The sequence below is a fragment of the Niveibacterium sp. COAC-50 genome (genome assembly GCF_013184235.1).
GTDB lineage: Bacteria > Pseudomonadota > Gammaproteobacteria > Burkholderiales > Rhodocyclaceae > Niveibacterium > Niveibacterium microcysteis.
In genome coordinates this window covers 535620-556460 of sequence record NZ_JABCJM010000002.1, presented here as the reverse complement: position 1 = coordinate 556460, position 20841 = coordinate 535620, and the positions used below count along the sequence as shown (strand labels likewise).

The window sequence follows — 20841 nt, the reverse complement described above, 5'->3', positions numbered from 1 at the left end:
GTGGGGGTTGCGCGATCAGAGTCGGAAATGCTCGCCGAGGTAAACCTCGCGAACCTTGTCGTTCTGGACGATTTCGTCGGGGCGGCCGCTGGCGAGCACCACCCCTTCGGTGATGATGTAAGCGCGGTCGCAGATGCCCAGCGTCTCGCGCACGTTGTGATCGGTGATCAGCACGCCGATGTTGCGATCCTTCAGGAAGCGGATGATCTTCTGGATATCGATCACCGCGATCGGGTCGACGCCGGCGAAGGGTTCGTCGAGCAGGATCACCTGCGGGTTGGTGGCCAGCGCGCGGGCAATTTCAACCCGCCGCCGCTCGCCGCCCGAGAGGGACATCGCGGTTGCATCGCGCAAGTGCGTGATGCCCAACTCGCCCAGCAGCTCATCGAGCCGCGCGGTGAGTTTGTCCTTCGGCAGCTTCTGCAGTTCGAGCACTGCGAGGATGTTCTCGGCCACCGTGAGCTTGCGGAATACCGAGTTTTCCTGCGGCAGGTAGGACAAGCCCAGATGCGCCCGCTTGTGGATCGGCAGGTGGGTGATTTCCTTGTCGTCGAGGGTGATCGTGCCGCCGTCGGCACGCACCAAGCCAACGATCATGTAGAAACAGGTCGTCTTGCCGGCGCCGTTGGGGCCGAGCAGGCCGACCACCTCACCGCTGCCGACTTCGAAGCCGACATCGCGCACGACAGTGCGTGCCTTGTAGCGCTTGGATAGACCGCCTACCTTAAGCAGACTCATCGAACGGCTCTTTCAACACTTTTCTTACGACCTCCGCGGAAAATCCGCGGGCGGTCAGAAAGCGCGCCTGGCGCGCCCATTCCTTTGCATCGCCCGGCGTACTGCCGAACTTGCGCGCCCACACTGCACGGGCGCGCTCCAGTTCTGTCTCGCCCAACTCACTCGCCAGCGCTTCGGAGATCGTTTCCGGATCCACGCCGCGCTGTGCGAGTTCATGCTGGATGCGTCGCTGGCCGAGCCGGCCGGCACGGCTGCGCACGTAACTTTCGGCAAAGCGGCTGTCGGACAGCAGGCCCAGTTCGCTCATCCGGTCGAGTACCGCTTCGACCGCGTCCGGCTCACCGTGCGCGGCCAGCTTGCGCGCCAACTCGGCCCGGCTGTGTTCGCGCTGCGCCAGCGTTCGGAGCGCGCGGGCCTTCAGCTCGTCGCCGCTCATCGCCAATGTGCCTCGTCGGTTCAGGCCGCGGCGGCTTCCCCAGCCGGCAGTTCAGGTAGGCCCAGTTGTACGCGGATCTTGTTCTCGATTTCGCGTGCGGTTTCCGGGTGCGAGCGCAGGAATTCGCGCGCGTTGTCCTTGCCCTGGCCGATCTTCTCGCCGTTGTATGCGTACCACGCGCCGGACTTGTCGACAAAGCGCTGTTCGACGCCCATGTCGATGATTTCGCCTTCGCGCGAGATGCCCTCGCCGTAAAGGATGTCGAAGTGCGCTTCCTTGAACGGCGGCGCCACTTTGTTCTTCACGACCTTGACCTTGGTCTCCGAGCCGATGACTTCGTCGCCCTTCTTGATCGTGCCGGTGCGGCGGATGTCCAGACGCACCGAGGCGTAGAACTTCAGCGCATTGCCGCCCGTGGTGGTTTCGGGGTTGCCGAACATCACGCCGATCTTCATGCGGATCTGGTTGATGAAGATGACCATGGTGTTGGTGCGCTTGATGTTGCCGGTCAGCTTGCGCAGCGCCTGCGACATCAGGCGGGCCTGCAGGCCGGGCAGTTGATCGCCCATCTCGCCCTCGATTTCGGCCTTCGGCGTCAGCGCGGCGACCGAGTCGATCACGACGATATCGACGCTGCCAGAACGCACCAGCATGTCGGCGATCTCAAGCGCCTGCTCGCCGGTATCCGGCTGCGAGATCAGCAGGTCGCCGACGTTGACGCCCAGCTTCTGCGCGTAGGACACGTCGAGCGCGTGCTCGGCGTCGATGAAGGCGGCCACGCCACCCATCTTCTGCATCTCGGCAATCGCCTGCAGCGTGAGGGTCGTCTTGCCTGACGATTCCGGGCCGTAGATCTCGATCACGCGGCCACGCGGCAGGCCGCCAATGCCCAGCGCGATGTCCAGCCCGAGGGAGCCGGTCGACACCGCCTGGATGTCCGATTCCACTTCGCCATCGCCCATCCGCATGATGGAGCCCTTGCCGAACTGTTTTTCGATCTGGGCCAGCGCGGCCTGAAGTGCTTTCGCCTTGTTGTCGTCCATGGGGTTTCCTCGATTCGTTGGAAACGATTATGGCACAGAGATTGCGTGCGTCTCGGTCGGGCGCGTGCAGGAAAACATGGCACACTTCCGCCACTTCACCCGGCGCGCGTTTCGCGGGCCCGCGAGACCAATCCGATGCCCGAACTGCCCGCCGAACTGCCTCTGTTTCCCCTGCACACCGTACTTGTTCCCGAAGCGCGATTGCCGCTCAAGGTATTCGAGGTGCGCTACATGGACATGGTCAAGGCGTGCATTCGGGACGGCAGCAGTTTCGGCGTCTGCCTGATCGAAGAGGGCGAGGAAACCGGCGCGCCGGCAACGCCCGCCCAGGTCGGCACGAGCGCGCGCATCGTCGAGTGGGACATGGATCAGCCCGGCATCCTGCAGATCGTGGTGACCGGCGAGCGCCGGTTTCGCATCGCTCAGGCCGTCGCCCAGCCCGATGGTTTGCTCAGGGCTGTAGTCGAGTGGGTGCCGGAGCCGGAAGTGCAAGCGCCGCCCGAAACGCTGGCCGATACCCTGCCCTTGTTGCAGGCGGTGGTTGCCGACGCGGGTGAAAAGGCGATTCCGGCGCCGCATCGTTTCGACGACGCGGCATGGGTGGGGTACCGCTATACCGAAATCCTGCCGATTCCGGTCAAGGCCAAACAAAAGTTGCTTGAGTTGGACGACCCACTGATGCGCTTGACGATCATCCAGCAGTTCCTCGTTCAACGCGGTCTGCTCAAGCAGGACGCCTGACGGCGTCGCGCGACCGGGGACGTATCGGCACCGCTCGCCCAGCCCCCAGTCGGGCGCCGTCGGACCGACCTGGCTGCCGTTTTCCTAGAGGCTATCGAGCAGGCGTCGCACTGGCGTTGGCAAACCCAGCGAGTCCCATTCATGCGGTGCGGCCCAGCGCCAGGCGGGGTCGCGAATGCCTTCGCCGCTCACATCGATTAGTTGGGGCTCCAGCGTTAGCCGGAAATGCGTGAAGGCATGTCGTAGCGGTGGCAAGGGCGTTGCTACCCCGTTTGCGCGCAGCCCGAGCGTCAGCGCATGGGCTTCGGCGTCGAGCTCGTCCGGGATCTCCGGCAATGCGTACAGGCCACCCCAGATGCCGTGTGGCGGGCGCTTCTGCAACAGCACCGCGCCATCATTGCGGGCAATCAGCACCCGACTCTGGCGCTCCGGCACAACACGTGTTGGGCGCGGCGTCGGCAGTTCAGCTTGGCGACCCTGCTGACGCGCCACACAGCTGCCGGCAACCGGGCAATCCGCGCAGCGTGGCCGGTTGCGGGTGCAGACCGTGGCGCCCAGATCCATCAATGATTGGGTATAGGTGTCGACGCCCTGCGCGGGCAGCAGAGATTCTGCGAGCGCCCACATCGATTGCTCTACCGCTCTTACGCCAGGAAAGCCTTCGATGCCGAAGTGGCGCGCGAGTACCCGCTTCACGTTGCCGTCGAGAATGGCTGCGCGTTCGCCGAAGCAGAACGCTGCGATCGCCGCGGCCGTCGAGCGGCCGATACCCGGAAGTTCCGCGATCGCGCTGGCCGATTGCGGAAAGCGGCCGCCGTGCATGCGCGCAATCTGTTGCGCCGCGGCATGCAGGTTGCGCGCACGGGCGTAGTAACCGAGCCCGCTCCATAGCGCGAGCACGTCGTCGACCGGTGCGGCGGCGAGGGAGGCCAGATCGGGAAAGCGTGCCAGGAAACGCTGGTAGTACGGGATCACCGTATCCACCTGCGTCTGCTGCAACATGATCTCGGATAGCCACACGCGATAAGCGTCGCGGCTGGCTTGCCAAGGCAGATCGTGACGGCCATGCGCCCGCTGCCATGCGATCAGCGTGTCCGCGAACTGGCTCATCGCACGCTCTCCGCACGCCGTGTGCCAAAGCTCAGCCAGAGCAGCGCGAAGAAGGGCCAGAAGCTACCGACGAGCTCCGTCAGGCCGTGGAAGTTCAGCACATGGCCTTGCTGCCGGATGCGCGTCATGGCATCCCAGTAGGGGTTGTCCGGTGCGAGGTTGACGAGCGCGGTGGCCGTCATCAGCGCGAGGCCGATCAGCGTATGCCGGGTATGCACACTGGCCCGCCAGAACAACGCCAGCAAGGCGACCCCAATTGCGAGCCCCCGCAGCCCGCCGGGGGTCGCCCAGTGCCACGGCTGCGCGGGAACCAGGAAGAGCGAGCTGGCGAGCGTCTTCACGCCGATGCCCGCGAGCAGCACGGTGGCGGCCAGCAGCAGCGAGGGCGAGCGCATCGCGTGCCGCGCCAGCAAGCCAATCGCCACCGCATTGGCCGCCGTCAGCGCGAGCTCAACGCGCAGGAAGCCGTGGCCGCTCAACACATAGCTGGGCGTCAGGTCGATCAGGTTGCGCAGGTCGCCATTTGCGAACAGATAGCTGCTGGGGTTCAGCAGCGACACCCACCACAGGCCGACCACCAGCAGGCCGAACCCGCCGGTGCGGCCGGGCAGGATGCGGCGTTCGCGCCAGCGCGCGAGCGCACCGTTGTCGTCGAAGACGCGGCCGAAACGCAGCGCGAGGATCGCGCCAAGCAGGCCGCCGGCACTGTTGGCGAAGAGGTCGATGTTGCTCGCGACGCGTGTTGGCAAGTAGTTCTGGATCGTCTCGATCGTCAGGCTCAGCAGCGTCGCGGCGATCCACACGATCAACACCCGCCGCCCCGGCGGCATGCCGCGCGACATCACCGTGCCCCATGCGAAGCCGATCGGCGCAAAGCCGAGCACGTTCAAGCCGATATCAAGGCCGGTGAAGTAGCGGGGCCAGGGTGCGACGAGAAAGTCGAAGGGTCCGACGCCGATCGAATGCCAGCCGGAAAACGGGTGCAGACAGGCATACGTCGTCAGCAGGGTGACGGCGATGGCGAGATCGCGCGGAAGATGATTTCGATTGGTGGATTGCAAGCCGGTGTCCTGCGCCGATGTGGCGCCCTGCGTAGAACGGTAGCACGGCTCGCGCGGCACCCCAAAAATGCAGAAAGGGGCCGCCCCCGATCGGGTGGCGACCCCTTGCCTGGCGTGGCTACGCGCTCAAGGCTGCGGGTGCGGCGGACGTGCAGCACCATGGTGCGGGTGTGCGGGCTCGCCGGTGTGGTGCGGGCCGTGGCCCGCCGCTGGGTGGTAGCCCACCGGACCTGTGTGACCGACCAGCACCCCGTTGTTGCCGATCTTCTGCGGCAATAACGAGAACAGCACCATCGCGCCGATCGCAACGAGGAAGCCGACGAACTGCGGCGGCCAGGTCGCGATCCACTCTGGCGGTGTCGGCATCGCGGCGAGCGCTTCGAGCGAGAGCCAGGTCATCAGGCCCAGCACCATCGAGCCGATCGCACCCTGGTTGGTGGCCCGCTTCCAGTAGAGGCCGGTGACCAGCGGCACGAAGGCTGCGACGAAGGTGACCTTGTAGGCGTTTTCGACCAGGCCGTAGATCGACAGCTTCGAGTTCATCGCGATGTAGGTGACGCTCGCGGTGAACACCAGCACCACGGCTTGCATGATCCGCAGGAACTGGTGGTCGGTCAGGTTCGGGCGCCAGGTCGTGATCAGCGGACGCAGCAGGTTTTCCGAGAAGGTGACAGACGGCGCCAGCAGCGTCGCCGAGGCGCAGCTCTTGATCGCCGACAGCAGTGCGCCGAAGAACATGATCTGTGCGAACAGCGGTGCCTTCTGCAGCACGAGTTCCGGCAGGATCAGCTGCGAATCGCTGTCGATGTACTTGGCCACCAGATCGGGTGCGATCAGGGTCGCCGAGTAGGCGAGGAACATCGGCACGAAGGCGAAAACGAAGTACAGCGAACCGCCCAGCACCGATGCGCGCACGGCGATCTTCTCGTTGGCCGAGGATTGCACGCGCTGGAAGACGTCCTGCTGCGGAATCGAACCCAGCATCATCGTCATCCACGCTGCCATGAAGGGCACGATGGCCGACATCGTCGGTTCCGGCAGGAAGTTGAACTTGCCGTGCTCCAGCGCGTGGTTCACCACCACGCCGACGCCGCCCACCTGATCCGACACTTCCCAGCCGATGAAGAGCAGGCCGATCACGATCACGATCATCTGGATGAAGTCGGTGATCGCCACCGACCACATGCCGCCGAACAGCGTGTAGATCAGCACCGAACCGGCCCCCAGCACCATGCCCATGTCTTGCGAGATGCCGCCGTCCGACAGCACGTTGAAGACGAGGCCCAGCGCCTTGATCTGCGCCGCAACCCAGCCCAGGTACGAGATCACGATGCAGATCGTCGTGATGATCTCGACCGTGCGGCCAAAGCGTTGGCGATAGTAGTCGCCGATCGTCAGCAGGTTCAGGCGGTACAGCGGCTTGGCGAAGAACAGGCCGACCAGAATCAGGCAAAGCGAGGAGCCGAAGGGGTCGGCCACCACGCCGTGCAGGCCTTCCTTCAGGAAGGTGGCGGGAATGCCCAGCACGGTTTCGGAGCCGAACCAGGTTGCGAACACCGTCGCGGTGACGATGTACATCGGCAGGCTGCGGCCCGCGACGGCGTAGTCGCGGCTGTTGTGTACCCGCAGCGCGGCGTAGAGGCCGATTCCGATGGAGATCAGCCAGTAGGCAATGACAAAGCTCAGCAGCATGGTCAGGGAGAGGGATGCGGCGAACCCAGGCGGGAACGCGAGGCCAGTAAAAAGCCCCCGGTGCGCACCGGAGGCCCTACTCGACAGCCTGTGCCGGCATTACGGATGACGCCGGCGCAATCGATCGGGCGCGATTATAGCCCTGATACGATTGAAGATTTCCCGATTTTTTGCGTGCGATCCGGGGCCGGATTTCAACCGTGCCAGAGGTGCCACAGTTCGATCGCCGCCAGCGCCAAGGCCGCGAATCCGACAACACGCAGCCAGGTGGCGGTACGCGCTTGCTGGCGTTCGATTTCGGCCAGCGATTCGCGCAGCGCATCGCGGTCTTCGTGCTGCAAGGCCTGGTGCACCAGACGCGGCAGCTGCGGGAAGTACGCCGCCCAGCTTGGCGCTTCTTCCTCGACATGGCGGACAAAGGCGCGCCAGCCGATCTGCTCGTTCATCCAGCGTTCAAGGAAGGGCTTGGCGGTCTTCCACAGATCCAGTTCGGGGTCGAGTTCGCGACCCAGGCCTTCGATATTGAGCAGGGTCTTCTGCAGCAGCACCAGTTGCGGCTGAACTTCCATCTGGAAGCGGCGGGCCGTCTGGAACAGGCGCAGCAGGGTCTTGCCGAACGAAATGTCCTTCAACGGCTTGTCGAAGATCGGCTCGCAGACGGCGCGAATGGCGCTCTCGAATTCATCGACCCGTGTGCCAGCCGGCACCCAGCCCGCGTCGACATGGGCCTGCGCGACGCGCTTGTAGTCGCGCCGGAAGAACGCAATGAAGTTCTGCGCGAGGTATTGTTTATCGCGCTCTTCCAGCGTGCCCATGATGCCGAAGTCGAGCGCGATGTACTTGCCGGTCGCCGACACGAAGATATTGCCCGGGTGCATGTCGGCGTGAAAGAAGCCGTCGCGGAACACCTGGGTGAAGAAGATCTCGACGCCGGCGCGCGACAGGGCCGGCAGGTTGACGCCCTGCTCGCGCAGACGCTCCAGCTGTGAAATCGGCGTGCCCACCATGCGCTGCATCACCATCACGCGCGACGAGCAGTAGTCCCAGTACACCTCGGGCACCACCAGCAGCGGCGAGCCCTTGAAGTTGCGCCGCAGCTGCGAACAGTTGGCGGCTTCGCGCATCAGGTCGAGCTCGTCACGCAGATGCTTGGCGAACTCGGCGACCACCTCGCGCGGCTTGAGCCGCCGGCCGTCCACCCACACGCGCTCGATCAGGTAGGCGGCGGCTTCGAGCAGCCCGAGGTCATGCTCGATCACGCGTTCGATGCCCGGACGCACCACCTTGAGCGCGACTTCCGTGCCGTCATGCAGCTCGGCGAAGTGCACCTGCGCGATCGAGGCGGATGCGATCGGCTTGCGATCGAAGCGCTTGAACACTTGATCGACCGATCGGCCGTATTCGGCCTCGATCACGGCCAGCGCCTGCTCGGTCGGGAAGGGGGGGACGCGGTCCTGCAGTTTTGCCAGCTCGTCGGCGATGTCCGGCGGGATCAGATCGCGCCGGGTGGACAGCACCTGGCCGAACTTGACGAAGATCGGCCCGAGTGACTCAAGTGCTTCGCGCAGCCGCACCGCACGCGGGGCGGACAGATCGCGCCAGAAGAACAGCCGGCCGGCCCAGGCGGACAAACGCTCGGAGGTGCCGTCGAGGACGATCCGGTCGAGCCCGAAACGCAGGCTCACATGCACGATCTTGATCAGGCGGAACAGGCGCACAGGCGATTCTTCTGATGGAAAACCGGGGTTCGGCCCGGGGCACGAGCCGCCGCCGGGCAAAGCCGAGACTCTACCGGCAAAGCCACGCCGGACAAAGCCGCGGGCGCCGCACCGCAACGCGGCGGGCGGCAGGCTATACTTGCCCGTTATCCGTCAACCGTGCATTTACGATGAGCCGCGCCCAGAAACCGCGTCCCCAGCCCGCGCGCAACAGTAGCCAGGGCAGTACCCTGATCGGCGTCTTTGTCGGTCTCATCATCGGCGTGTTGATTGCAGCCGCGCTTGCCTGGTACTTCTCTCGGCCCTACGACTTCCAGAAGGCCGGCGGCAAGCCCGACGCGGCACAAAGTATTGGTGGCGCACCGATCGCCCTGCCCGGCAAGCCCGGCGACAAGCCGGTCGAGAAGCCGGCGGAGCAGGCCGCCACCGCAGCCCCGGCACAGCCTGTTGCACAGTCGGCGCCCGATGCCGACAAGAAATTCGACTTCTACGACATCCTGCCGAAGGGCGATCAGGCGGCGCTGCCGCCGGCCCAGAACGCCAAACCGGCCGCGCAAGCCGAGTCGGCCGATCGCTTCTATCTGCAGCTTGGCGCTTTTGCCGATCCGTCCGAGGTCGACAACCTGAAGGCTCGCCTCGCCTTGATGGGCGTTGAGGCGAGCGTTCAGCGCATCGAGGCGGGTGACAAGGGCACGCTGCACCGCGTGCGCATTGGCCCCTACGCCAAGCCGGAAGACATGAACGCCGCGCGTGCGCAATTGGCGCAGGCCGGGATCGAATCGAACGTGGTCAAGGTCAAAGCATCGACCCCTGCCGCCACGCAGTCGGGTCACTGAACCCATTATCGGAGCCCCAACGCATGAATCGTCGTGACCTCTTCAAGCAGATCGTTTCGCTCGCCGCGCTTGCGGCCATGTCTTCGCGCGCCTTTGCGCAGAAGGCGCTGCAGGCTGGCAAGGACTTCCGCGTGATCAACCCGCCGCGGCCGACCGAGAGCGGCGATCGCATCGAGGTGCTGGAGTTCTTCTCCTACGGTTGCCCGCATTGCCACGAGCTTGAGCCGGTGGTTGAGGCCTGGCTCAAGCAGCTGCCCAAGGATGTGCAGTTCCGCCGTATTCCGATCACGTTCAATCGTGACGCGTGGACGGTGCTGGCGAAGATGTACCTGACCTACGAACTGATGGGCGAGACCGAGCGCATGTCGCTGCCGACCTTCTCGGCGATCCACAACGACCGTGTGAATCTCGAGGACGAGGCGACCCGTAACGCCTGGCTGCAGAAGAACGGCGTCAACGTCGCCAAATTCAACGAGAACTTCCGCTCCTTCTCGGTGGCCAGCAAGTTGCAGCGCGCCACGCAGGTTGCTGCCGCCTACCAGATCCAGGGCGTGCCGACCTTGGCGGTCGACGGCAAGTACATGACCGCACCGAGCATGACCAACTCGCTTGAAGGCACGCTCGCGGTCGTTGATCAGTTGATCGTGCGCGCCCGCGGCGAGCGCGGACGCAAGTGAGCGACAGCGCACGGCAACGGGTCTTCCTGACCGGTGCGTCGAGCGGCATCGGCGAGGCGCTCGCGCGGCATTACGCCGCGCAGGGTGCCGTGCTGGGGCTGGTGGCGCGCCGTGCGGACAAACTCGCAGCGCTCGTCGAATCACTGCCGGGCGAGGGCCATATGGCCCTCTCGGCCGACGTGGCCGATCTGCCGGCGATGAAGGCCGCGGCCGACGCCTTCATTGCGCGCCATGGTTTGCCTGATGTGGTGATTGCCAATGCGGGCATCTCGGTTGGCGTGCTGACCGAACACGCCGAGGACTTGCAGGTGTTCGACGCGGTGCTGCGCACCAATGTGCTCGGCCTGTTCGCCACCTTTCATCCTTTCGTTGCAGCGATGCGCGAACGCGGCGTCGGCCGGCTGGTTGGTATTGCTTCGGTCGCTGGCGTGCGTGGCTTGCCGGGTGGCAGCGCCTACAGCGCCTCGAAGGCGGCAGCCGTGAAGTACCTTGAAGCCCTGCGCGTCGAGATGCGCGCCAGTGGTGTGCAGGTCGTGACGATCGCGCCGGGCTACATCCGCACCCCCCTCACCGCGGTCAATCCGTACAAGATGCCTTTCATTCTCGATGCGGATGTCGCCGCGCGGCGTTTTGCGCGGGCCATTGAACGCGGGACCAGCTACACCGTCATCCCGTGGCAGATGGGTATCGTCGCCCGGCTTCTCGCGATCGCGCCGAACTGGTTGTTCGATCGCGTGTTCGCGAAGGCCAAGCACAAGCCGCGCAAGCTGCCGACCTGAGCCCGCCGTTTTGGTGGGCGAGGCGGGTTCAGTCGTAGCGCCGTAGATCCTCGATCAGCTTCCCGTCGTTGGGCAGGGCGCCGGGTGCAAGCAGGCGTACCTCGGCCCGCAATTTGGTGACTTCCCTCAACGCATCGGTGAGCGAGGCTTCAAGGTTGCCGCCATGCTCCGGGGTCTCACAGTGCAGCACCATCCGGTCTTTGCCGTCGGGGTTGTCGACCACCAGTCGGGCGCGGCTGACCTCGCTGAAACGCCTTACGATTGCCGCAATCTGGCCGGGATGGACGAACATGCCGCGTACTTTCGCCGCCTGATCAGCACGCCCCAACCAGCCAGCCAGGCGCGTATTCGTGCGCCCACACGGGCTTGTGCCCGGTAGCACCCGCGATAGATCACCAGTGCCGTAGCGAATCAGCGGATGGGTCGGGTTGAAGCTGGTTACCACGACCTCACCGACCTCACCTTCGGGTACCGGGTCCCCGCTGCCCGGTCGCACGATTTCAACGATGATGTCCTCGTCGACGACGAGCCCGTCACGTGCCGCGGTTTCGTAGGCAATCACACCGAGATCCGCTGTCGCATATACCTGGTAGGCGGCAATGTCCTGTGAGGCAAGCGCTTCGCGCAGCGTCTCGGGAAAAGCCTCGCCGGATACCGCCGCATGACGCAGGCTGTCGAATGCGAGCCCGCTCTCGGCAGCGCGCTCGAGCAGGATTCGCAGGAATGATGGCGTGCCGACATAGGCGTGGGGGCGCAGCGCGGCGATCGCCTGCAACTGCAATTCGGTCTGTCCGGTGCCCGCCGGGAAAACGGTACACCCGAGTGCCTGCGCGCCGGATTCGAGCATCGAGCCGGCCGGTGTGAAGTGATAGGAAAAGCTGTTGTGTACCAGCATGCCCTGCCGGAAACCGGCCGCGTAAAGGGCGCGCGCCATGCGCCAGTAGTCGCGCCGTGGCGCCTCAGGCTCATGGATCGGGCCTGGCGAGGCGAAGACGCGCGCGCAATCGGGGCCCCAGCCCACCGTGGAAAAGCCGCCGAAGGGCGGGTGCTGCTGTTGTCGCGCGAGCAGGTCGGCTTTTCGGACCACGGGTAACGCGGCAAGTGCCGAGCGCGAGCGTATCGCGGCCGCATCGATGCCGCGAAAGCTATCGGCGTAGGCCACTGCGTGAGCCTGCGCCAGCGCGATCTGCGCCGGCAGCCGGGCCATCAGCGCAGCTTCACGGTCGGCGGGCGCGCGGGTTTCCAGCGCATCGAAGTGTTCGGTCATCGGACGACACCGTGCGGAGCGCGCGGGATCGCGCAACGCCATGCTGCGACGGGGCCGCGGTGCTGTCTGTCGCCCGGGCGTCATGTGTCGCCGGGACGTCAGCGCGGCGACGGCTGTGTTTCAATAACGTGACGTGTCATAAATCGTTCAAGTGAACGCAATAGACTCGTCGCCGAACCCTCTACCCCGAGGCGACCGGAGTCAGACCATGCCAGCCAACATCCTGCTCGTTGAAGACGAGCCCGCGATCCAAGAACTGATCGCAGCCAACCTCACCCGCGCCGGCCATACCGTGGTGCGTGCCGCGGACGCCGAGACCGCCCAGCGCATCGTGCGCGATGCCTTGCCCGACCTCGTCCTGCTCGACTGGATGCTGCCCGGCATCTCCGGCATCGAGCTGGCGAAGCGCCTGCGTGCCGAGGAGCGTACGCGGTCGATCCCGATCATCATGCTGACTGCACGCTCCGACGAGTCGGACAAGATTGCCGGACTCGAGATCGGTGCCGATGACTACATCACCAAGCCCTTCTCGCCACGCGAGTTGGTGGCGCGCATCAAGGCGCTCCTGCGCCGCCGCGCACCGCAGGTGACGGACGACGCCGTCGAGCTGGGCGGCCTGCGCCTTGACCCGGCCACTCACCGTGTCAGCGCCGGGCCGACGCCGCTGGCGCTGGGCCCGACCGAATTCCGCCTGTTGCACTTCCTGATGACGCATCCGGAGCGCGTGCACTCGCGTGCACAGCTGCTCGATCAGGTGTGGGGAGACCATGTGTTTGTGGAAGAGCGTACGGTCGATGTCCACATCCGTCGCCTGCGCTGCGCGCTCGAACCGACGCAGCACGACAGCCTGATCCAGACAGTGCGGGGCGCGGGGTATCGCTTCTCGTCCGACGTTGCGCTGACGAGCGAATAAGGCGAGCGATGCGGCCTGCGCGTTATGTTTGGGGTGGTTTCGGTGGAGCGCTGATTGCCTTCTTAGTGGTCGCGCTCGCATGCTGGCCACTGTTCGGGGCAACCGCCGCATTGTTGCTGTTTGTTGCCCTGCTTGGCGCGCTGTTCTTCTACCACCTGCGCAGCCTGAAGAAGCTTGTGCTGTGGACACGCGAACCGATCGGTACACCGTTGCCACAGGCCTTCGGCGTGTGGGACTACGTGTTCGCCGACCTGTCGCGCCATGCGCGCCGCAGCCTCAATCAGCGCGACCGGCTCGCGCAGGCCCTGGCGCGCTTCCGCGAAGCGACGTCGGCGATGCCGTCTGGCGTGATCCTGCTGTCGGCGGAGAACTTCATCGAGTGGATAAACCCGGCCGCTGAGCTGCATTTTGGCCTCGACGGCGAACGCGACACTGGCAAGCCGATCACCAACCTGGTCCGCCAGCCGGACTTCGTCGCCTACCTGACCGGCGAGCGCACCGCCGAGCCGCTGACCTGCCGCCTTGCTCGCCACGCTGGCATGGTCTTGTCGATCCAGATCGTGCCCTTCGGCGAAGAGCAGAGCATGGTGCTGTCGCGCGACGTGACGCAGTTTGAAAAGCTGGAAACGATGCGGCGCGACTTCGTGGCCAATGTGTCGCATGAGCTCAAGACGCCGCTCACAGTCGTCTCGGGCTTCCTCGAAACGCTGGACGAGATGCTGGACGAACTGCCACCCGAGGAAGCGCGCCGCTATCTGCGCCTCGCCACCGAACAGGCGGGCCGCATGCAGCATCTGGTCGAGGATCTGCTTGAGCTGGCAGCGCTCGAAACCAGTGCCGCCGCGTCCTACGATGAAACGGTCGAGATGGGGCCGCTGCTCGATACGATCATGAACGAGGCGCTCGCGCTGTCGGCCGGCCGCCACCGCATTACGCTGGAGCTTGACGGGCCGGTTGGGCTGCGCGGCTCCCGCAAGGAACTGCATAGCGCCTTGCTGAACCTGGTATCCAATGCGGTGCGCTACACGCCAGAAGGCGGCGAAGTGCGCTTGCGCTGGAATGTGGCGGCGGGCGGCGGTGCGCGCTTCGCCGTGACCGATACCGGACTTGGCATCGAGCCGCACCATCTGCCGCGCCTGACCGAGCGCTTCTACCGTGTCGACCGCGGTCGCTCACGCGAGAGCGGTGGCACCGGTTTGGGGCTCGCGATCGTCAAACACGCACTCAGCCGCCACCAGGCGAGCCTTCAGATCGAGTCGACGCCGGCGGTTGGTTCCACCTTCTCCGCGGTGTTCCCGGCCGAACGTGTTGCGCGGCCGGTGCTGTAAGCGCTGGCGTTCAGCCCGGCAGGCGTTCGAAGCTCACGCGGTCGAAGGTGGTGCCGCGGGTGATCAGTTTGATGATGCGGGCGGTGAAGGGCTTTTCCGCGTGCACATCGATCAGCCGGTCGGCCTGATACCAGCCGGCCGGCAGCACGAGGCTCGATTCGGATTTGAGCGCAGGCACCGCCGGCAGGATGAAGGCCTGGTGGTAGTTCTCGCGTAGCCCGGCGCCGTTGGCATTGCGGATGCGCGCCCCTGCCATGACCGGAACGCCCGCCATCAAGGACACGCCCGCGAGCAACTGGCCGTTGCTGCGATACATCAGCCAGCTGATTTCGGCGAGCAGGAAGTTCTCGCCGTCGGCAGGGCGTAGCGCGACCAGTTGGCGGTGGTCGACCCGTGAGCCAGAGGTGTGGCGCGCAATCCGGAAGCCTTGCAGCGACTGGTCGGCGATCTCCCAATGCTCGAGTACCAGGCCAAGTTGTGCTGCGCGGGCATAAAGCTCGCCTTCGGTGCGATCGGCTGATTCGACCTGCTCACCGATGGTGTAGACGGACATCATGTCGCGGAAGGTGCCGGCGCGGACCTCGGAGGGCTGCTCGAACGGCCGTCCTGCAACGAAATAGCCGATCGACGGCAGATCGGTTGCGATCTGGATCGCGCCGTGAGTGGTCTTTCGAGCAAAGCGGCGGCCGGCGGCGGCGAGGCCCCAGGGACGGTAAAGCGACACCAGCAGGCGCGCGCAAGCGGGTTGCACGCAGTCTTCGCCCAGGCCAAGCGAAGCGGGCGATGCGCCGCGCTTGAACTGCGCCACGACAGCCTGGATGTGTGCGGCGAGGCGCTGGCTATCAACGCGGCGCAGGGTCTTGCCCGGGTTGGCGACTGCGATCGGGCGCAGGCCGAAGTCCTGCGACAGGTCGATCGCATAGGCGGACTTCTCCTCGACGGCGACGTCGGTGTGAATCGTGCAGTGCGGTGCGAAGCGCTGCGCCCAGCGCAGGATCCAGGTGAATTCGCGTGGCGTGCGGCCGTACGGGTTGGCAGCGTCGACCAGCAGGATCGCGATGTAGGCCTCGGCGCAACTCTGTGCGCGCCAGGTCTCATTAAGCGGCTCGCCGACGCGCACGGTCGCGACGTTCCAGTCCTCGGCGGCGCCGTAAAGCCGGTGCAGTTCGGCCCACATGCCCGGGGGCACTTCGCGGCGGGCACGGAAGTATTCAAGGATCAGGCTGCCGTGGTAGTGGATACGGCGTTGCGCGAGCATCGGCCGGCGGTCGATGAAGGCCGGGTCGAGTGCGCTGCGCTGCGCGATCAGCGTGTAGCCGCGCAGCATCTGTTGCCACAGCTCGACGACGATGCGCAGCGTCTCGTCTTCCTGACTGACCGGCGGCAAGGGCCGCGCCGCGTAGCGACGCGCCAGTTCCGTCTGTACGAACTCCACCGCGCTGCGCGCCGCTTCGAGCACCTGAAGGTGCTGCGCCGGCAATGGCGGCCTCTCCTGCAGGCTGCCGAGCATCGCAGCCAGCGCATCGTGCGTTTCGTGCAGGTTGGTCGGATTCAGGCTTGCAAGCCACGCCAGGCAGGCCTCAGGGCTGCTGAAATCGGGCCGGTTTTCGGTCGCGATGGCCATGTTCTGTTCCTCTCGGTGCCGTCGGGGACGGCGCTGCATTACCTGCTTGTCGTTATCGTCCGGGCACGGCGTCAGTGGCCGGCCCGAGTATCTGTTCCAACGCTGCTGTCAGCACTGACGACGCCGGCCCCGCGTGAGCAAGGCCATCCCGCTGCGGCGTGCCCCACACCGACTGCGGAAAGTGCCGGTCGTCGGAAAAACGCGGTATCACGTGCCAGTGAACATGCGGCACCATGTTGCCGAAGCTTGCCAGGTTGATCTTGTCGGGCTGCATCGCATCGCGCAGCACGCGTTCGGTGGCCCACACCACGGCCATCAGATGCGCGCGGTCGGTCATATCAAGATCGGTCATTTCCGCCACATGCCTCCGCCACACGACGCGGCAGAAGGCCGGATAGTGCGCGTCGGCGACGCGGATCACGCGGCAGCGCGCGTCCTGCCACAGCAGTTCGCCGCCCGTGACCTCGCACAGCTCGCAGGTTTGCGCGCTCATGCGGCCTCCAGGCTGGCGCCGGGTTCGCAACCAACGCCGGTACTCATGTCGTCAAAGTGTTCAGGCATGCCGTCCCTGAATGCAAGCAGTGTGCCGCGTGGCACCGATTCCCAGGTTTCATCGTCCGTCAGCGGCGTCGTGGCAATCAGGGCCACGCGATCGTGGGGGGTGGTCACTTCCTTGAAATCGACACTGAGGTCCTGATCCTTGAGGTGCGCGACACCGAATGGTGCTTGCCGCACGATATAGGTGAGGCGCGACGCACAGTGAGCGTAAAGCCGACGCCCATCGGACAGCAGGAAATTGAACTCGCCATGCGCGCCAATCTCTGCGGCGAGCGCACGCAGCGCCTGATAAAGCGCTTCAGGTGAGGGCTCGCCGGCCGGAAAGCGTGCACGCAGTGATTGAAGAATATGGCAGAAGGCGCGCTCGCTGTCGGTTGCGCCAACCGGCTGGTAGCTGCCGTTGAAGCTCGGTGAGAAGTCGCGCAGATGGCCGTTGTGGGCAAAGATCCAGTAGCGCCCCCACAGTTCGCGCTGAAACGGGTGCGTGTTCTCGAGTCCGATCGCGCCACGGGTGGCCTTGCGGATGTGCGCGATGACGTTCTTCGAGTGGATCGGGTAGCTGCGCACCAAGGCCGCGATTGGCGAATCGATCGTCGCCTGCGCGTCGAGAAAAACGCGTACGCCGCAGCCGTCGTAGAACGCAATGCCCCAGCCGTCACGGTGCTGGTCGGTCAGACCACCGCGCGCCTGAAAGCCGGTGAACGAGAAACAGATGTCCGTCGGCGTATTGCAGTTCATGCCAAGCAGCTGGCACATGGGCGACTTGCCTTCCTGCGGCACCAGCCGCGTTCGGGCCGGCGCGCGGGCCGGCATACAGGCACCCGCCGGCGGGCGCCGGGACGGATCGTGCCTGACCGGAGATTGCCGCGTATCGCCTGTCGCGTCGGTGACGTGTGTCACGTCACCGAACGTATGACGCTGAGCTGAAACCCGCGCTGCGCCTGGCAGCGCGGTGGATCAGCCGCGCACGGGGGTGTGGCTCGCGCGGGCCTCAGTGGGGCCGCAGGCGATCGAGAAAGGCGGGCAGTTCCAGCGCGTCGAGGTGGTTCTTCAGTTCGAGGCCGAGTTCGGTGTCGCCCTCGATCTTGAGGCGGCGCTGGAAGAACAGGGTGTCCGGGTCTTCTTCACGCAGCGCGATCTTCAGGTAGTCCGCCGCGCGCGCGGCGAAGCGCACTTCCGGTTCGTTGCCGACCGGATGGAAGCGCCCGGCGGCGGCGGTGAAGGTGACACCGCTCCCGAGGTCTTCGATTTCGATCCGTACCGTGCGGCCTTCCAGAAAGTCCCAGTCGCCCGGTAGTTTGCCGGCGCGTTTGGCGAGGTTCAGTGCAGTCGTGAAGGCGAACGCGGCGGGACGCTCGGGCAGGTGGCGTGCAATCGCGGCCAGCGGCCCCGGCAGCGTGAAATCAGGCAAGGGCATGGCAGCCTCCGCCGAGCCGTCTCAAGGCGGCTGCAGCCCCCTCGGGGGGCAGCGCACGTAGTAAGCGTGGGGGTCGTTTCATGTTGTCTCCAGTTCGATTCCGGGCACGCCGCGCCAGTAACCGTCGCAGGTGGTGGTGGGCGCCAGCGTGGTGGCATCCGGGGGTGTCTGGCCTGCGAGTTCGGCGCGGAAGTGCTTGATGAGTGCTTCGGTGTGCTGTGCTTGCGGGCTGATGCGCAGGCGTTCAACACCGAGGGCCTGCACTTCGGCCAGGTGACCAAGCAAGGAATGACTCGCCGCCGACTGCGTCTGGATGCCGTTGATCGCGAGGAAGGGCTGACCTTCGCGGGTGTCGAGCTGCAGGCCGTCCGGGAACTCGAGGCAGCGGAATTCGCAGTCGTCCTTGCGCAGGTTGAAGTGGCGTGCAGTGAAGCAACGGGCCGAGAAGGCCAACGGCAGGCGGCCCCAGGCAAAGAGCTCGGTCTCGATGCCTGCCGGTTTGCCTTCGAGCACCGTGGCGAGTCGCTCGCGGCTCATCTCGACCGGCGGCACCCAGCGGGTCGCACCGAGTCCGGCGTAGAGCGCCAGGGTATCGGCGTTGTAGATGTTCAGATGCGGGCCGGCCACGAAGGGGCCTTTTCCACGCAGGCAGTTCACCGCACCCAGGTCATTCGCTTCGACAAGGAATTCACCGTTTTCCGCGAGGCGGCGCAGTGTCTTGAGTTCGGATTCGGATTCGAGCAGCGCCTGCGTCGACAGCACCACTTCCTTGCCCGCGGCGGTCAGCGTCTTGGCCAGATCCAGCCAGTCCGCCAGACGCATCTGCTGGCGGCGGCTACAGACCACTTCGCCAAGGTGGATGGTGTCGACCGGCCATGCGGCCGCTTCGGCGTAGAAGGCCATCACGGTATCGCGCGGCCAGAAGTAAAGCAGGGGACCAAGAGAGAGCTTCATCGAACGACTCATTTCCACGGGCGGCTGTAGGCGCCGAGGGTTTGCTGCTGACCTTCGGCGAGTTTGCCGAGGCCGGCCTGCCAGGCGGGTTTGACGTGGTAACGCGCGCCTTCGCTGACGGCCGCGTCGATCGCGGCGCGCAGCGTCTTGGTGACCTCGGCAACATAGGCGGGGCTACGTTGGCGGCCCTCCACCTTGATCGCCGAGACGCCGATCTTCATCAGGTCCGGCAGCATCGCGACGACGTTCAGCGAGGTCGGCTCTTCGAGTGCGTAGTAGGTTTCGTCATTGACCTCGAAACGGCCCTTGCACAGCGTCGGGTAACCGGCCGGCTCGTCATTGCCGTAGCGGTCGATGAGGATGCCGGAGAGGCGTGATTCCATGCCCTGCGGCGTCTGCGCCCAGCGCACCGCCTTGGCCGGCGAGCAGACGCCTGCTGTGTTCGGTGATTCACCGGTGGCGTAGCTGGACAGCAAACAGCGCCCTTCCACCATCACGCACAGGCTGCCGAAGCCGAACACTTCGATCTCGACTGGGGTGTTCTGGATCACATGCTCGACCTGCGGCACGGTCAGCACCCGCGGCAGCACCGCGCGTTCGATGCCGAACAGGTCGCGGCACAGGTTGATTGCTTCATAGTTGGTTGCGGAGCCCTGCACCGAGAGATGGCGGCGCAGGTTCGGATGGGTTTTCGCGGCGTAGTCGAGCAAGGCCGCGTCAGCCAGGATCACCGCGTCGACGCCCCAGTCGGCCGCGGTGTCCACCGCGCGTCGCCAAGTGGCGGACTGGCCCGCCTGCGGGAAGGTGTTGATCGCCATGAGCACCTTGCGGCCCTTGGCGTGCGCGTAGCGGATGCCCTCACGCGCCGCGGCCGCATCGAAATTCAGGCCGGCAAAGTTGCGCGCGTTGGTGGCGTCCTTCAGGCCCATGTAGACGGCATCGGCACCGTGATCGATCGCGGCCTTCATCGAAGGCAGGCTGCCGGCCGGACAAACGAGTTCGGGTTTACGCAAAACACCCCTCCAGAAATAAGCCGGGCGAGGGTATGTCGGTCGCAGCGGGGGGGCCTTGCGGCGTGTCAAGGCGGGGCCGATCAGCGCGATTTGCCGCATGAACAAGCGCAATTGGACCTTGGCGCAAGCGGCTTCGGGCGATTCGACTTGACCGATTTACTGCAAATGCGAATAATTCGCGTTAACAGATTGAGCTTTGCGCAATCTACACCCGCTTCTTTTGAGCCCCACACCATGCAATTCGCCCTGCCGGTGCCGACACACCGATTCTGGATTCCGATCGCCGCGATCCTTGCCCATGCGCTGGTGCTATGGGTATTCGTGGTGACGCGTGCGCCGTCCGCGACGATGCCGCGCATTGCGTCAATGTCGGTGTCGGTTAGCGCAGCCCCGATGCCGCAGGCGGAGCCGGCGCCGGTCACGCCGCCGAAGCCCTTGCCGCAGACGAACACGCGACCGACGAGCCAGCCGCAACCGCGCCCGGTGCGTGAGACCGTCGTCAGCGCACCGGCCAGCAGCGCGGCAAGCAACGATGCGCCGGCTGTGCCGGTGGCCGCGCCCGCGGCGCCACCCGCCGGCGGCGAGGCCAGCGCGGAGCCGGCGCCGGTCAGCGCGCCGCGCTTTGATGCCGACTACCTGCAGAACCCGCGCCCGGACTATCCCTCACTCTCTCGCCGACTCGGCGAACAAGGCCGCGTCGTGCTGCGCGTGCGGGTCGAGCCGAGTGGCGCCGCAAGCCAGGTCGAACTGCAACGCAGCAGCGGCTTCAGCCGCCTCGACGAGGCGGCGCTGCAAGCGGTGCGCCGCTGGAAATTCGTACCCGCCCGCCGCGGAAGCGAGGCGATCGCGGAATGGGTGCTGGTGCCCATTCCTTTCATCCTGCATTGACCCGCGACGCCGGCATACGACCGCCTTCGCCCATTTTGACTGGAGCCC

General features: G+C 65.5%; 20 protein-coding genes and 1 pseudogene. 7 read left to right on the top strand and 14 right to left on the bottom strand.

Features of this window, described 5'->3' with window-relative positions:
• Positions 1-15: 15 nt before the first annotated feature.
• Genes lptB through recA form a run of 3 tightly spaced genes read right to left on the bottom strand, consistent with a single transcriptional unit; the run spans position 16 to position 2217 of the window.
• Positions 16-738: an LPS export ABC transporter ATP-binding protein gene (gene lptB, locus HH302_RS10045; protein ID WP_172201850.1), complete on the bottom strand. Its 723-nt coding sequence runs from the start codon at positions 736-738 to the stop codon at positions 16-18.
• A complete protein-coding gene (recX, locus tag HH302_RS10040; RefSeq protein WP_172201848.1) occupies positions 725-1174 on the bottom strand; it encodes a recombination regulator RecX in 450 nt (149 codons plus the stop codon). The genes lptB and recX overlap by 14 nt, the downstream gene beginning before the upstream one ends.
• Positions 1175-1194: 20 nt before the next feature.
• Positions 1195-2217 (bottom strand): recombinase RecA, encoded by a 1023-nt coding sequence (gene recA, locus HH302_RS10035; protein ID WP_172201846.1) that lies wholly within the window; start codon positions 2215-2217, stop codon positions 1195-1197.
• Between the two features lie 135 nt (positions 2218-2352).
• Here recA and HH302_RS10030 point away from each other — a divergent pair, with 135 nt between their 5' ends.
• Positions 2353-2958 (top strand): LON peptidase substrate-binding domain-containing protein, encoded by a 606-nt coding sequence (locus tag HH302_RS10030; protein WP_172201844.1) that lies wholly within the window; start codon positions 2353-2355, stop codon positions 2956-2958.
• A gap of 84 nt (positions 2959-3042) precedes the next feature.
• Here HH302_RS10030 and mutY read toward each other — a convergent pair whose 3' ends face one another.
• The 4 genes from mutY to ubiB all read right to left on the bottom strand — a co-directional run bounded on the left by mutY (position 3043) and on the right by ubiB (position 8539).
• Positions 3043-4068, bottom strand: coding sequence for an A/G-specific adenine glycosylase (mutY, locus tag HH302_RS10025; protein ID WP_172201835.1), 1026 nt, complete (start codon positions 4066-4068; stop codon positions 3043-3045).
• Positions 4065-5129, bottom strand: a complete 1065-nt coding sequence (locus HH302_RS10020) for a VanZ family protein (protein ID WP_172201833.1) — start codon at positions 5127-5129, stop codon at positions 4065-4067. The genes mutY and HH302_RS10020 overlap by 4 nt, the downstream gene beginning before the upstream one ends.
• A gap of 126 nt (positions 5130-5255) precedes the next feature.
• A complete protein-coding gene (locus tag HH302_RS10015; RefSeq protein WP_172201831.1) occupies positions 5256-6821 on the bottom strand; it encodes a sodium:solute symporter family protein in 1566 nt (521 codons plus the stop codon).
• A 194-nt stretch (positions 6822-7015) separates the two neighbouring features.
• A complete protein-coding gene (ubiB, locus tag HH302_RS10010; protein ID WP_172201829.1) occupies positions 7016-8539 on the bottom strand; it encodes a ubiquinone biosynthesis regulatory protein kinase UbiB in 1524 nt (507 codons plus the stop codon).
• 170 nt (positions 8540-8709) lie between these two features.
• On the opposite strand from ubiB, the gene HH302_RS10005 reads away from it, so the two are divergent.
• Genes HH302_RS10005 through HH302_RS09995 form a run of 3 tightly spaced genes read left to right on the top strand, consistent with a single transcriptional unit; the run spans position 8710 to position 10831 of the window.
• Entirely contained in the window at positions 8710-9375 is a 666-nt protein-coding gene (locus HH302_RS10005) for an SPOR domain-containing protein (protein ID WP_172201827.1), read from the top strand.
• A gap of 23 nt (positions 9376-9398) precedes the next feature.
• Positions 9399-10052 carry a thiol:disulfide interchange protein DsbA/DsbL gene (locus HH302_RS10000; RefSeq protein ID WP_172201825.1) on the top strand — a complete coding sequence of 218 codons (654 nt, stop codon included), beginning with the start codon at positions 9399-9401 and terminating at the stop codon, positions 10050-10052.
• Entirely contained in the window at positions 10049-10831 is a 783-nt protein-coding gene (locus HH302_RS09995) for an SDR family oxidoreductase (protein ID WP_172201822.1), read from the top strand. The genes HH302_RS10000 and HH302_RS09995 overlap by 4 nt, the downstream gene beginning before the upstream one ends.
• 28 nt (positions 10832-10859) lie before the next feature.
• On the opposite strand, the gene HH302_RS09990 is transcribed toward HH302_RS09995, so the two are convergent.
• On the bottom strand, positions 10860-12098 hold the full coding sequence (locus HH302_RS09990; protein WP_172201820.1) for a phenylacetate--CoA ligase family protein: 1239 nt from the start codon (positions 12096-12098) through the stop codon (positions 10860-10862).
• Positions 12099-12306: 208 nt separating this feature from the next.
• On the opposite strand from HH302_RS09990, the gene phoB reads away from it, so the two are divergent.
• Positions 12307-13011: a phosphate regulon transcriptional regulator PhoB gene (gene phoB, locus HH302_RS09985; protein ID WP_172201818.1), complete on the top strand. Its 705-nt coding sequence runs from the start codon at positions 12307-12309 to the stop codon at positions 13009-13011.
• Positions 13012-13019: 8 nt separating this feature from the next.
• Entirely contained in the window at positions 13020-14339 is a 1320-nt protein-coding gene (gene phoR, locus HH302_RS09980) for a phosphate regulon sensor histidine kinase PhoR (protein WP_172201816.1), read from the top strand.
• 10 nt (positions 14340-14349) lie between these two features.
• Here the strand turns inward: phoR and HH302_RS09975 are convergent, their stop codons facing one another.
• From HH302_RS09975 to HH302_RS09950, 6 genes and pseudogenes are all read right to left on the bottom strand, one after another.
• Entirely contained in the window at positions 14350-15963 is a 1614-nt protein-coding gene (locus HH302_RS09975) for a hypothetical protein (RefSeq protein WP_172201814.1), read from the bottom strand.
• Between the two features lie 52 nt (positions 15964-16015).
• Positions 16016-16456 (bottom strand): HIT family protein, encoded by a 441-nt coding sequence (locus HH302_RS09970; protein WP_172201812.1) that lies wholly within the window; start codon positions 16454-16456, stop codon positions 16016-16018.
• A complete protein-coding gene (locus HH302_RS09965) occupies positions 16453-17277 on the bottom strand; it encodes a class II glutamine amidotransferase (RefSeq protein WP_172201810.1) in 825 nt (274 codons plus the stop codon). Before HH302_RS09965 ends, HH302_RS09970 begins: the two co-directional genes overlap by 4 nt.
• Before the next feature lie 256 nt (positions 17278-17533).
• Positions 17534-17938 (bottom strand): annotated as a pseudogene (locus HH302_RS09960) (SCP2 domain-containing protein); the annotation flags it as partial.
• A gap of 78 nt (positions 17939-18016) precedes the next feature.
• On the bottom strand, positions 18017-18892 hold the full coding sequence (locus tag HH302_RS09955) for a U32 family peptidase (RefSeq protein ID WP_172201806.1): 876 nt from the start codon (positions 18890-18892) through the stop codon (positions 18017-18019).
• Between the two features lie 8 nt (positions 18893-18900).
• On the bottom strand, positions 18901-19860 hold the full coding sequence (locus tag HH302_RS09950; RefSeq protein ID WP_246479918.1) for a peptidase U32 family protein: 960 nt from the start codon (positions 19858-19860) through the stop codon (positions 18901-18903).
• Positions 19861-20139: 279 nt separating this feature from the next.
• Here HH302_RS09950 and HH302_RS09945 point away from each other — a divergent pair, with 279 nt between their 5' ends.
• Positions 20140-20793, top strand: a complete 654-nt coding sequence (locus HH302_RS09945; protein WP_253946082.1) for an energy transducer TonB — start codon at positions 20140-20142, stop codon at positions 20791-20793.
• Positions 20794-20841 lie beyond the last annotated feature (48 nt).